The organism is Blautia faecis (genome assembly GCF_020554845.1).
GTDB classification, from domain to species: Bacteria; Bacillota; Clostridia; order Lachnospirales; family Lachnospiraceae; genus Blautia_A; species Blautia_A faecis.
In genome coordinates, this window is the sequence record NZ_JAJCIA010000009.1 from 21149 (window position 1) to 35178 (window position 14030).

Annotated in this window: 11 protein-coding genes; all 11 read right to left on the minus strand. The window is 42.0% G+C overall.

Translation table 11 applies throughout. From position 1 onward, the window contains the following. Positions 1-201: 201 nt before the first annotated feature. The 11 genes from LIZ66_RS06335 to LIZ66_RS06385 all read right to left on the minus strand — a co-directional run bounded on the left by LIZ66_RS06335 (position 202) and on the right by LIZ66_RS06385 (position 14018). Positions 202-2619: a glycoside hydrolase family 3 protein gene (locus tag LIZ66_RS06335; RefSeq protein ID WP_227200680.1), complete on the minus strand. Its 2418-nt coding sequence runs from the start codon at positions 2617-2619 to the stop codon at positions 202-204. A gap of 61 nt (positions 2620-2680) precedes the next feature. Beyond that, on the minus strand, positions 2681-4390 hold the full coding sequence (locus LIZ66_RS06340; RefSeq protein ID WP_227200681.1) for a glycoside hydrolase family 2 protein: 1710 nt from the start codon (positions 4388-4390) through the stop codon (positions 2681-2683). 284 nt (positions 4391-4674) lie between these two features. Continuing rightward, positions 4675-6681 (minus strand): beta-galactosidase, encoded by a 2007-nt coding sequence (locus tag LIZ66_RS06345; protein WP_173719357.1) that lies wholly within the window; start codon positions 6679-6681, stop codon positions 4675-4677. Between the two features lie 492 nt (positions 6682-7173). Further along, positions 7174-7392 carry a hypothetical protein gene (locus LIZ66_RS06350; RefSeq protein WP_148461302.1) on the minus strand — a complete coding sequence of 73 codons (219 nt, stop codon included), beginning with the start codon at positions 7390-7392 and terminating at the stop codon, positions 7174-7176. A gap of 19 nt (positions 7393-7411) precedes the next feature. Next, the gene (locus LIZ66_RS06355) at positions 7412-8557 is read right to left on the minus strand and encodes a glycoside hydrolase family 27 protein (RefSeq protein ID WP_227200682.1); all 1146 of its coding nucleotides are present in this window, start codon (positions 8555-8557) and stop codon (positions 7412-7414) included. Between the two features lie 30 nt (positions 8558-8587). Then, on the minus strand, positions 8588-9493 hold the full coding sequence (locus LIZ66_RS06360; protein WP_148461300.1) for a carbohydrate ABC transporter permease: 906 nt from the start codon (positions 9491-9493) through the stop codon (positions 8588-8590). A gap of 15 nt (positions 9494-9508) precedes the next feature. Beyond that, entirely contained in the window at positions 9509-10456 is a 948-nt protein-coding gene (locus LIZ66_RS06365; protein WP_227200683.1) for an ABC transporter permease subunit, read from the minus strand. Between the two features lie 153 nt (positions 10457-10609). Beyond that, complete coding sequence (locus LIZ66_RS06370) at positions 10610-11302, minus strand: amino acid ABC transporter ATP-binding protein (RefSeq protein ID WP_227200684.1); 693 nt, start codon at positions 11300-11302, stop codon at positions 10610-10612. A gap of 70 nt (positions 11303-11372) precedes the next feature. Then, complete coding sequence (locus LIZ66_RS06375; protein WP_173716412.1) at positions 11373-12023, minus strand: amino acid ABC transporter permease; 651 nt, start codon at positions 12021-12023, stop codon at positions 11373-11375. A gap of 186 nt (positions 12024-12209) precedes the next feature. Further along, entirely contained in the window at positions 12210-13103 is an 894-nt protein-coding gene (locus tag LIZ66_RS06380; RefSeq protein WP_227200685.1) for an amino acid ABC transporter substrate-binding protein, read from the minus strand. 132 nt (positions 13104-13235) lie between these two features. After that, on the minus strand, positions 13236-14018 hold the full coding sequence (locus LIZ66_RS06385; protein ID WP_148461295.1) for a hypothetical protein: 783 nt from the start codon (positions 14016-14018) through the stop codon (positions 13236-13238). Positions 14019-14030 lie beyond the last annotated feature (12 nt).

The following is a 14030-nucleotide window of genomic DNA, read 5'->3' on the forward strand; positions in this document are numbered from 1 at the left end:
TTTTTTAACACAAATACCCCCTGCGTCAAATGATCTGTTCGTGGAACACTGCCAGCCAATCACCTGACCAAGGGGGTTGTGCGAAAATATCAACATTGCCAGTAGCAAAAAATATTTTGACACTATACTATTATATAATACCTCAATGAATATTACAATTTCATGTTTTTATCTGTTATTTTTTTGATTTTTTATACAAAATTAATCAATTTTCAAAATAAGCTCCAATACGCGTCTTGCACTCTGTTCCAGTTCCTGTCGACCGAGCAATCCCATTTCCATAGCTTTTTTCACACGCTCCGGATACCCTGTTGCCATTTTAAGGTCATTTCCAGCCTTTATTTCTTTATAATGCTCTCCACATGTCCACCAGTCTGTTGTAACCATACCCTGAAATCCCCACTCACCACGCAAAATATCTGTCAAAAGCTCATAGCTCTCTGAAGTACGGTGTCCGTTAACAGCATTGTAAGAGGACATGATCGTCCAAGGCTGTGCTTCTTTTACAATAATCTCAAAGCCCTTCAGATAAATTTCACGAAGTGCACGCTCCGATACCCTGGAATCACTGTTTTTCCTGTTTGTTTCTTTGTTGTTTGCTGTAAAATGCTTTACAGATGCTGCAATATGCTGTGACTGAATCCCCTTTACCATAGCGGCACCCATTTTTCCAGCAATCAGTGGATCCTCGGAATAATATTCAAAATTTCTTCCACACATAGGGTTTCTGTGAATGTTTACAGCTGGTGTCAGCCATACAGCAAGATTATTTTCCTTTACCTCCTTCGCGCCTGCCTTTCCGACCTGCCATACAAGTGCCGGATTCCAGGTACATGCCAGAAGCGTTGCACATGGCCAGGCTGTTGTATTCACAGTACATCCGATATTAAGGCGTAGTCCTGCTGGTCCATCTGCAGTCATTACTGAAGGGACCCCGTACTCAGGAAGATTTCCTAATCCGAATGTATTTGCAACACCTGTATTTGGCTGTCCGCCGAGAAGATGAAGCAGTTCCTTATCACTTAACTGTGCCATAAACTCATCCAATGAAAGCTTTCCTTCAGCTACATCAATGAACTGTTTTCTTCCACAATTATCAAACCATTTTCGACGGGAACACCAGCGCACTTCTGGCACAATACAATCCTCTTCTTCCGTTTTCAGTTTTTCAAATGCACATTCATTCATATCATTGCATTCATACTGAGGAAGCATTTCAAAGGTACCATCAGAAAGCATACGCTCTTTCAGACTTGTTGGAACCAAATGCGCTGATAGCTGTTTTACAATTATATTTTCTGTAAGCTCGAATGTATAAGCGGCTTCTTCTGTATCCCTTACAGAGATTCCAATGTAAAATCTGTAAATTCCTTTTTCCAGAATATAGGCTGACTTCTGAATTTTCCCGAGATCATCATAGGAAGCCATGTCCGCTTTTTCAAATGACAGATAAACTACCTGTGTTTCTCCAGGCTGAAGCAGACGGGTTTTTTCAAAAGCAGCAAGCCGGAGTGCCGGATTACCAAGAAGACCCTGTGGTCCGTTAAAGTAAAGCTGTACCACTTCTTTTCCTGCCATGTTCCCGGTATTGGTCACGTGAACTTCTGCAAAAATCTGTTTTGAAGTTTCCCATACAGAATCTGTATGCACTCTGAAATCAGTATAGGAAAGCCCATATCCAAAGGGATATATAACCTTTTCCTTTGCACCTGGAATCGTCTCAAAATAACGGTATCCCACATAAATATCTTCTGTATAATTTACATAGTCACAGGATTCATGAAAATTTTCAGTTGATGGATAATCATCTAAGGAAGCTGCAAATGTATCAGTCAGCTTGCCAGACGGATTTCCTTTTCCCAGAAGAAGCTCTGCCATGGCCAGCCCTCCTTCCATTCCCCCCTGCCAGCCAAGAAGAGCGGCTGAAATCCGGTCATCATTTTTTATCCAGGAAACATCTACAATTCCACCGACATTCAGAACCACTGCAATACGGTCAAACCGTTCTTTCACCATGTTCAACATTGCCTTTTCATTCTCTGTCAGAAAATAATCTCCCTCTGGAAAGGCTTTCGCAATCAGTTTTGCCATGTAGTTATCTTCCAGCTCTTCCCTTGACATTTCGCTTAACTGACTATCAAGGCTGGAGCGATCCCAGCCTTCTGATGAAAAACGGCTTATTACAACAATTGCCACATCTGCAAATGCTTTTGCACCGTCAGCAAGTCCTTTTGGAAGTTCAGGTTCTATTGTCATACCTGGCATTGCACCTTGCCTATACTGTTCCTGAACATTTTCTCTGTAAAATTCTGCCAGGGGTTCATAAAGCATAACTGCATTTCCTTGCATTTTAAACCCATCATAAAGGTTATGCACATAGGAAACCGCAACATCACCACTTCCTCCACCGCCTTTTACATAATCAAAACTTCCTTTTCCAAACAGTGCAAGTCTGGTTCCTTCTGCAAGAGGCAGAAGCTTTTTCTCATTTTTCAACAGCACCATACCTTCTTTTGCAGCTTCCTTTGAAAGTCTGATATGCTCCTTACATTCCGTCACACGTCTTTTTTCCTCTAATGGAAGATTGGGTTGAAATCCAACACGTGTCCATTTTCTCATTTTATGTATTCTCCTGTCATATTCATATATTTATTTCTGTAAGGCTTGAACGTTTTTACTCTTAATCTTCAATGGCAGCTTTTCTTGAAAAAATAGCATGAATAATTTCCGGATTAAATTTCGGCTGTCTGTCATACGTATACAGTCCGTTTTGTTCCTGTTCCACATCTGTAAGCTGCGTATAGCAAAGTGCAAACATGTTCTCATTATCCAGTAAAACATCTGTAAGCTCTTTCAGACGTTTCATGTATGCTTCCGGTGAATCCGGCGTATTTCCATATCCCCAGGCATCCTTGCTCAAAGACCAGCCAATGCCGCCATATTCGCTGACAAAGAAGGGAATTTTTCCATTATATGTCTGCCGTTCTTCAAATGCCGCGCGGAAATCAAGCCTGTTTGATTTTCCAACCTCTTTGTAATGCTCTGCAAAAATCTCCGGATCCTGTTCATAATCATGCAAATCATAAATATCGGTGAGGACATGGTAATTTCCGCTGGTATCAATACAGGGCCTGGTTGGATCCGCTGCTTTCGTTGCCTTATAAACTGTGGCAAGAAGCTCATCAAACTGTTTTCTTCCTTTTTCATCCCAGGTTTCATTAAACGGACACCATCCAATAATCGCAGGATGGTTAAAATCGCGGTCAATCTCTTCCAGCCACTCCGGAAGGATTCCGTAAATGCTGTCTGCATAGGAGTGATCCAGTCCCCAGTTGGGATACTCTCCCCAGACGATATAACCAAGTCTGTCACAGTGATACAGGAAACGCTCTTCAAATACTTTTTCGTGAAGGCGGGCGCCGTTAAATCCCATTGCCAGGGATCGTTTAATATCCTTTTCCAGCTCTTCATCAGAAGGTGCTGTGTAAATTCCATCCGGATAAAAGCCCTGATCCAGAATGAGACGCTGAAATACTGATTTTCCGTTGAGCAGAAACTTTTTGTCTGTAAGCTGTATGGAGCGCAGTCCAAAATAGCTTGTCACCTGATCTTCTCCATAGCTTAAGGCAAGGTCATAAAGATCTCCCTTTCCAACCTGCCATAAATGCTTTTCTGCCAGCTTCACCACTGCCACTGCTGTTCCGCCATCTGAGCTCACTGTAGCCTCTCCCATTGCCTTTCCCTTGTAGGACGCTTTTACCGCAAAGGTTCCTGCTCCCTGAAGCTCTGCAAAAACAGTAATTGTTCCATTGTTTATGTCCCCATAATATTTTGTTTTTATAATGTGTGCTTCAGGAACAAATTCCAGCCATACGGTCTGCCAGATACCTGTTGTTCTGGTATAATAACAGCTGTAAGACTCATAATGGGTGCTCTGTTTTCCGGACGGAATCAGGCGGGACCGGGTGTCATCTTCCACATGAATTGTGATCACATTTTTTCCGGCAAAAAGATACCTTGTAATATCCACAGAGAAAGAAACATATCCCCCTTTATGAGTGCCACATTTCTGTCCGTTCACATATATTGTGGTAAAATAATCTGCCGCGCCGCAATGCAGAATCACAAGATTTGATAACTGGGCTTCTGTAATTTCAATTTCTCTCCGATACCATACAGAATTCATGAAATCCGTGTAGCCAATCCCGGACAACTTACTTTCCGGGCAAAAAGGCACCTGGATTTTTTTTGAAAAATACGCTTCCGGCTTGTAAAGCTCCTGTGCTTCCCCACTTCCGCCATGATCAATTTCAAAATCCCAGCTTCCATTTAAATTCAACCAATTTTCACGCATAAACTGTGGTTTTGGATGTTCGGTTCTGTAAATCATCTTTTCTCTCCCTTTATTTTTTTTCAAATAGGCGTTTGCGGAACGCCACAAGCCGCATAAACACGGCATTTTTTTACTACCCAAAAAAACAAATAACCCCTCACTGGATACGGTATAATAGAGTTGTCGAGAAACTATAAACCATACACCAAGAAAGGAGTTATTCTAACATCTATGTTACCATATAAACAGCTTTCTTTGGCAGATATTTTTGCAGATTGCCAGGAAAAATTTTAAAATGACAAACCTGCGTTTTTATCCCTATTAGAAACCTCAGATACAGGCTATTTCTTTATGATCTCTACCTCAAAAGGTTTCAAAATTTCCTGTCTGGACACCGTTTCCCCCGTCAAAAGGTTTTGCATTCCTGCAAAACACTGAGGAACCACAGTCTCTTCCTTACTGAAATTTATTAGGAAATAAAAGGTATTTTCCTTGGTTTTCCGTACTGTCACTTCAAGGGATGTCCGCTCATCTACTAAGCTTTTGACTGCTGCTTCCTTAACTATGCAGTCCATCATCCTTGTAAACGCACAGTCCTCTGGCTGAGTCCCCAAATAATAAACAGTACCTTTTCCATAACTGTTTTTGGTGACAGCAGGTGTACCCGCATAAAAATTGCTGCTGTAATCAGCCATGCTCTCGGCCCCTTCCAGATGAATCAAGTCACATAGCATTGTGCTGGTAAACTCTGTACCATCTTTAAATTTTACAGAATTTTTCTGCTCTGGAGCCAATGCGTCAATCTCCTCCACCCAAATTCCAGCCAAGTCCCTGAGGGGTCCTGGATAACCGCCAAGATATACATTGTCTGATTCACCTACGATACCGCTCATAAAGCCGGTCACTAATACACCACCTTTCTTTACGAAGGCTTCAAGCGCTTCCTTGACACCCTGATGAACCATATAAAGCACCGGCGCAACGATCAGCTTATATTTTGAAAAATCTGCATCCCTTGGGATCATGTCAACAGCTATGTTTTTTTCATAAAAGAACTTATAATGCCTATGAATCTGATCCACATATTTTAAATCTTTATGGGGTCCGCTTGTAAATTCCAATGCCCAATAATTATCCCAGTCAAACAATATCCCGACATCAGCCGGATTTGCTGTCCCCAGGATCTGATCTCCCAGCTCTTCTAACTCTGTCCCTAGTTGTGTGACCTCACGGAACACCCTGGTATTATCTGTTCCTGCATGGGCAATGACTGCTCCATGGAATTTTTCACATCCGCCAACACTGCGGCGGAGCTGGAAAAATTGTATCGTATCCGCCCCATGTGCGATCGCCTGATAGCTCTGTGCCCTCATCTGCCCCGGTTTTTTCAATGAATTGTAAGGTTGCCAATTCTGCTGGCTTGGTGTCTGCTCCATCAGCATGAAGGGCTGCTGCTTTAAGCCCCGCATGAGGTCATGCTGCATCGCCGTCAGACTTACCGGCGTATCATAAGATGGATAGTTATCCCAGGATACGACGTCCATCTCCTTTGCCCATTTGAAATAATCCAGCTGCTTAAACGTTCCCATTAGATTTGTTGTAACCGGAGTCTTTTGATCCACGCTGCGGATAGCGTTCCGCTCCATCTTGAAATTTTCCAGCATACTATCCGAATTAAAACGGGCATAGTCAATGGAAATACCGGCGAACGCTGTGCCGCTGCACCACTCGAGACCTTCGCCAAGAGCGTTTGGCAGCACAATTTCCTCCCAGTCATAGAGGGTGTGCCCCCAAAATTCTGTATTCCATGCCTCATTCAGTGCTTTCAGCGTCCCGTACTTTTTCCGAAGCCAGACACGGAAGGCTTTTTCGCAATTTTCACAGTAACACTCACCGCTATATTCATTATTTATGTGCCAGCACACCACACTGTCCAGATGTCCATACCTTTTTGCAAGCTTTTGAGCCAGTTTTGCCGCGTATCTCTGGTAAACAGGGCTATTTGGGCATGCATTTTGCCTCTGTCCAAACTTGTGGTGCCTTCCCGCATAGTCCGTCCTTGCCACCTCCGGATATTTCCGAAACATCCAGGCCGGCATTGCCGCGGTTGAAGTTGCAAGGACAATGTCTTTATGGTTTTTTCCCAGCATTTCAATGACCTTGTCCAGTTCCTCAAAATCATACCGTTCTTCTGACGGCTGGAGCTTTGCCCAGGAAAATACATTGACTGTTGCGCTGTTTATCCGAGCTTTATCGAAAAGTTCCATATCTTCTTTCCAGACTGCTTCCGGCCATTGGTTCGGGTTGTAATCCCCGCCATATAGGATATGCTTAAAATCTGCTTTCATATTTTTATTCCCTTCTTTTGTTTATTCTTTTAGGCGTTTGCGAAACGCCACAAGCCGCATAAACACGGCATTTTTTACTACAAAAAAACAAATAACCCCTCACTGGATATGGTATGATAGAGTTGTCGAAAAACTATAAACCATACACCAAGAAAGGAGTTATTCTGACATCTATGATACCATATAAACAGCTTTCTTTGGCAGATATTTTTACAGATTGCCAGGAAAAATTTGAAAATGACAAACCTTTCTTGGTGATGCAGCATTTGATTCGTGCCAGCTTTATAGTGAACAACTGACAGGAAATACCTTTGGCGAAAATAAACGTATTCCTTGTTGTCCTAATGATCATTCACTTCCAATGAGACAAGATCAAACATCATGAGTACATACGAAGTCTAAAACCGCTCATAGCTTAGGTCTTACCAACTTCATACAGCTTATAGCTTATTTTTTTAATATTCTCTAAAGCAATCCTGTGTATCACAACAATTATTCTGTAAAAAGTGTACACCCCATATCACGAAATTCCGCTATTTTCTTTTCCAGCTTTGGAACAGGACAGTCAAGATACTCACTGATACAGTGAATGCACCAGAACGTCTCCGCTCCCCGGTTAAATATCCTCTTATAAAGACCAATTTCATCATGACTCACTGGACGGTTGCACTTCACACAACATATGACGGAAGTATTTTTAGTATCTGTCATTTCCATATTCATCCTGTTTTCACTCTTTTTCCGGTAAGATCATCTCTGCAATTATAATCTTGCACTCATCTGGCAATACCTGTGTAGAAAAGGCATCCTGGTAAACACCAATGCTTTCCCCGGTAACTGCATTTGTAAATTTCATTTTTATTCCGGTTCCAGAGTGAATTCCAAGATCGCAAAAGGAAATTTCCATAGTATTCAAATAATCACTTTCGTATTCCAGATTAAAAAATGCAAGGGCAATTCTGTTTCCGGACAGAAGCTTTGCCAGAATATACCGCTTATCGCCCATATTGTCCACAAGAAATGCAGGGCGATACTCTTCATCCTGATTAATGGCAATCAGCCCTTTGTTTAAAAGAATGTCTTTATTAGTCTTGTCAATTTTTCGAAGATCTGCTCCCATGATCAAAGGAGAGCCAAGGAATGACCACATTGCAAAATGCTGAAGATACTGCTGGTCTATACATCCATTAAGCCCTACATTGCCGCTTCCATGCATTCCTGTGATCAGCATATCCATATCGTTGTAGCAGTCCGGTGCATTTCCTTCAATATTCTCTACCTGGCTTTTAAAAATATCTTTATAACTTTTCGGTACATCAAAAATATCACCTGTAGAGCGGTAGGTATGTGCCCCTCTTGACCGCATCCAGCCCGACGGATCATATTTTCCCCAGTTACAGGCTGCAAATAAAATATCCTTTCCCGAGCTTCGAAGAGCCATTGCCATAGTAAGATATGCATTTTTTGCATCTGCACAGACCGGAAAGTAGCAGAAATCATATTTCAGGTAATCCACGTCCCATTGGGCAAACTGCTTTGCATCTTCTGCTTCATGACCATAGCTTCCCGGGTATCCTGCACAGGTTTTCGTACCGGCGCAGGAGTACATGCCGAATTTCAAACCTTTGCCGTGGATATAATCTGCAAGAGCTTTCATTCCATGTGGAAACAGTTCCGGATCTGCCACTAATTTTCCATCCACACGCTCCTTCAGGGACCAGCAGTCATCTATGATCACATACTCATATCCAGCCTCCTTGTAGCCTTCTGCCACCATAGTATCTGCCATTTCCATGATCAACTGCTCATTTATATGAGCACCAAAAGTGTTCCAGGAATTCCACCCCATCGGTGGTTTCTGTGCCAATACTGCCATAGTTAAATCCTCCGTTCAATTTTTCCCATATCATCCTTTAACAGCTCCAAGCATAACCCCTTTTACAAAATATTTCTGCAGGAAAGGGTATACCAGCATAACAGGAATAACTGTAATAATCGTGGTTGCCATACGTACACTGTCTGCTGATAATGAAATAGCAGCTGCATTTCCAACCTGTCCGCTTCTCATACTGTCTGCCAGCATCTGTGCCTGATTGATGCAGTTATAAAGGATCAGCTGTACTGTCTGCAGGTTGGGATTCTGCACCAGAAGGTAGTTATCCTGCCAGGAATTCCAGGCTCCAACTGAGGCATACACTGCTACTGTCGCCAATATAGGTTTGCTCAGAGGCAGAATTATGCTCGTATAAATCTTGAAAAAGCCTGCTCCGTCAAGTTCCGCAGACTCCTGAAGAGACTGCGGAATCTGTTCTATAAATGTTTTGATCAGTATGACATAATATGCGTTTACAATTCCCGGAATAATATACAGCCAGAAAGTGTTGTTCAAATGGTATGCTTTCATGGTTATGTAATAGGGAACCAGACCGGCACTTAAATACATGGTAATAACTACAAACCTGTATACAAATTTTCTTCCAATCATATCTTTTTTCGTTACCAGATATGCAAACAGGGAGGAACCAAACAGACACAGGATTGTCTGGATGACTGTTCTGGCTCCTGAAATCAGGAAAGCATGTCCGAATCCTGATTTTTTCAGGATCATCTTATATGCATCCAATGTGAAGCCCTTTGGCAGGAAATAAATTCCCTCCAGGGATGCCCTTGTACTGTCAGACAGGGAATAAATAACCATGTAATAAAACGGATACACACAGAGAAATACTGCAATCAACAGAAAAAATACATTTAATACATGAAGAAATTTCTCCTGTGGTGATGTTTTAATTTTTGAACTTGTTTTTTTCATTCTTCTCACCTCCAGTTATACAATCGATTCGCCTCTGATTTTTTTCGACAATGCGTTTGCAGTAAATAATAATACAATTCCAAGTATTGACTTCAGCATTCCCAGGGTAATGGAATAGGAATAATCATTTATATAAAATCCAACCTTATATACATAATAATCAAGCACTTCAATTTTATCCGCTACCATAGGGTTGTAAAACATAAAATACTGGTCAAATCCGTTTGAAAGAATATTACTTACTGCAAGAAGGAACATTACCACATAGGTAGGCATGATCCCTGGAATTGTAATATGCAAAATAGACTGGATCTTATTGGCTCCGTCTACCTTTGCTGCATCATATAGTTCTGAATCAATTCCTGTAATCGCTGCAATATAGATAATTGCTGACCATCCGAAGCTTTTCCAGATTCCCAGAATCCACTGCAGAACCCAGGTGTGATCCACATCACCAAGAATTCCCATAACAGGCGGCTGAATGCCAATTTTCTGCATCAGAACACTTACAAATCCATTTACAGAAAAGAAAGCAAAAGCAACACCATAAACAATGATCCAGCTGATAAAGTTTGGCAGTGTGGTTGCTGTCTGAACAATTTTTTTAAATTTAGAATTTTTTATTTCATTGAACATAATTGCAAACACTACCGGAACAGGGGTTGCCAGCAGCCCCAGTGCGCTAAGCGCCAATGTATTTCTCAATACACGCAGTACCTCTGACCGTTCTGTAAACAACTTCTGGAAATTACCTAGTCCTACAAAAACCATGCTGCCAAAATCCAGAAATTTCTGTCCAATTTTGTAATCAAACACGGAATAAATCCATCCAACCAGCGGAACATAGGAAAATGCAAATACATAAATTAAAAATGGAACTGCCAGAAGCAAATATTTGATTCCACGTAATTTTTTTCTTCCAATCCTCTCTTCCAATGCAGTTTCTGACTTTTTCACGCTCATATAGCATACCTCCTTCTCTGCTAATAAGATAACGCAAAACGGAAGGTGTATTCCAGATACAACCTTCCGTTTTTTTGACATATCCTATTTAGTTAAAAGGTGGTGCTTTCACATTTAAAGAAATCTTACAAAAAATGGTAAAATCTTACGATTTTAAACAAGCCCCTGATGGAATTTCCCAAGGAATTCCTTCATTCTTACATGTTCTGATGAAAATACCTCTTCCGGAGTGCCTTCCACTGCGATCAGACCGTCATCCATAAAGATAATCTGGTCGGAGATATCACGGGCGAAGCTCATCTCATGGGTAACAATCACCATGGTAATATGCTCGGCTGCCAGATCTTTGATTACCTTCAGAATTTCACCGGTAAGTTCCGGATCCAAAGCAGAGGTTGGCTCGTCAAAGAAAAGGATATCCGGATTCATGCATAAGGCTCTGGCGATGGAAACTCGCTGCTGCTGTCCGCCGGAAAGCTGGTAGGGATAATAATTTTCCTTATCCGAAAGCCCCATTTTCTTAAGAAGCTCCCTTGCCTGCGCATAAACCTCTTTTTTATCTCTCTTTTGTACCTTAATTGGAGCGTCTGTAATATTTTTAATCACGGAAAAATGGGGAAAAAGGTTAAAATTCTGAAAAACCAATCCGATTTTTCCGTTTTTGATGATTTCGCCGCCGTCTGGTGTCTCCAGACCAGTGGCACAGCGAAGCAATGTAGACTTACCAGAGCCGGAGGGACCGATAATACTAAGAACCTCGCCCTTGTCTACTTCCAGGGAAATGTCACGGAGAACGTCCAGGGCTCCGAAACTTTTCTTTATGTGTTTCATTTCAAATAATTTCATATAGTGACTCCTTCTGGTTACCCGCACACAGTTTTACAATGTATATTCACTGCAGGTTGATGATAAATTATTAGCGGTAATAGTTCAGTTTTTTCTCTACTTTATCCATAATCACTGCTACCAGCAGGTTAAATACATAATAAAATACAGCCGCTACCACAAACGGCACCATCGTGGTCTGAGAGCTGGCAATCTGTTTCGCCAAAGTGAACATTTCAGCTACCGCTACAACAAACGCCAATGAAGTATCCTTTACCAGAGTGATTACTTCGTTGGTAATAGATGGCAAAATCCGTTTAAATACCTGGGGAAGAATGATGCGGAAGAAGGTCTGTGCTTTTGAGTAGCCAAGGATTCTGGCTGCTTCATACTGACCTACTGGCATGGATTCAATTCCACCACGGTAGATTTCTGCAAAATAAGCGGCATAATTAATTGCAAAAGCAATAAATACAGCGATCAGGCTGTAACCCATGGAAATTCGGATTCCAAAAATAAAATATGGTCCGAAATATACTACCATCAGCTGCAGCATAAGAGGTGTTCCGCGCATAATGGAGATATAAGCAGAAACGATCCATCTGATTATCTTTATTTTGGACATTTTACCCCAACAGACCAGAAGGCCAAGTGGCAGGGAAAATATAAGGGTTACAAAGAAAATTTCCGTAGTTACGGTCATTCCCTTTGCAAGCTGGCTTAACATTACACTAAAACTCATAGTTACTGTGTTCCTCCTGTTGATACTTGTGTTCTAAGGGATCGCATTTCACGTTTCATTTCATTCTATAATTCACATTCTGCGAATCAAGCTCCTTCTTTTGGAGCAGACCCCTTCTCGCTAAGAAAAGAGGGTGCGCCAGGTACCCTCTTTTTTACATATATTCTTGTTTATATTCTATGTGAATTATTCAGCCTCATCCTCAGCAGTATCTGCATCAGCTGCCTCATCAGAATCTGCATTTTCTTCTGCCGCATCTGTGCTCTCTTCTGTCTTATCTGCTGCTTCCTCATCTCCCAGGCAAAGCATGTCAGCCACGCCATACTGCTCAGCCAGTTTATCAATCTCGCCCTCGTCATACAGCTTCATAACCTCAGCCCATACGGTATCACGAAACTCTTCGTTTCCCTTGGCAAAGCCAATACCGTACTGCTCGCTCTGGATTGGCTCGTCCAGGATCTTATATTTCCCCTCTTCTCTCTGAGCCAGCTGATATTTGGCAACTCCGATATCTACTGCAACAGCGTCAGCTGCACCGGAATCAATGTTCATAAATGCGGTATTGTAATCCGGATTCTCTGTAAGGGATGCAAAGCTGTCTGTCAGTTCTTTGTTATCCTCGCTGTTCAAAGCATCAAGTGCTGCAGATGCAGCCTGTACTACAACATTCTTCCCTGCCAGATCTGCCAGTGTCTCAATTCCGGAATCGGAAGCGACTACCATAACCTGCTCGTTATTCAGATATGGATCAGACCATGTATAATCATCCTCACGTCCATTGATAGTAAAACCATTCCAGATACAGTCAATATTTCCTGAATTCAGCTCCATATCCTTGGAATCCCAGTTAATTGGTTTCTTTACAAGCTCCCATCCAAGATTATCACATACCTTCTGTGCCACATCCAGGTCAAAACCAACATATTCGCCGCTCTCATCCATATAACCAAAAGGCGGATACTCTGCATCAAATCCAACAGTCAGGGTCTTGCTGTCTGCATCTGCATAAACAGTCACACCAGAGCAGATACCTGCTGCCATCAAGGCACTCATCATAATTGCAAGCATTCTTTTTTTCATAATATCTATCCTCCTGAAATCTCATTCTCATTATTTTAGTGCGTTTTCACTCTACCATATTAAAGCATGGTTGTATGGTAGCATACGAAAGTAATTCTGTCAATATAGTTTTTTAGAAAAAGCACAGGTTCATCACGAACCTGTGCTCCTATGATACTCTCCAGTCAGCTTCTCCAGCATTTCATCCGCCTTCCCTGGTCTTATGCTGACCTCCTTTTTCTGCGCAAACTCATCCAATGCCTTTTTTAAAGTATCCTTCACTTCATCCGATACATTCAGCTCCTTCAGCCTGTTCTCATACTCCTGCGGCTTCTTCACGCTGCGGTAGGCAAGCAGGTAACAAACCAGTTCCTTAGGATCGCTCTGGGTAAGAAACGCCTCCCAGAAACACTCCATTGCCTTCTCCATCTGAAAAAGATAACTGTACGCACATCCAAGATTATGCCACACACTCATGGTCAGCCCCGGTCTAATCTGCTCCAGCCCTTCTTTTTTCAGAAGCTGCTGATACACCTTGATGGCACTTACATACATCTTATTTGCTACCAGGGCATCCCCTTTTCTCTTTTTTCGAAGAAGAGGTGCCTCCTGATCCAGCTTGGCAAGCTTTACATTCAATGCCTTCAGCTCATCGTAAGTAAGATAATTGATCTCCTTAAATACCGGATAAAGCACATCCTCCGCACTGGCAAATTTACCAAGATGAGGACGTAGCTTGGCTGCCAGCCTTGGCAGATCCAGTTCCTCGCTGATCCAGATACAGAGATTTTCATTTATAACAGAAGAATCCACCAGATAAAGATTGTGGTACAGAAAGTAGCAAAGCTCCTCCAGTGAGTAAATATTGGTATTGATACTCTCCACAAAAAACGGCTTGTCCGCCTTTTTTGTCTGACATAAAATATAACCGCTCATTTCCAGCCTCCT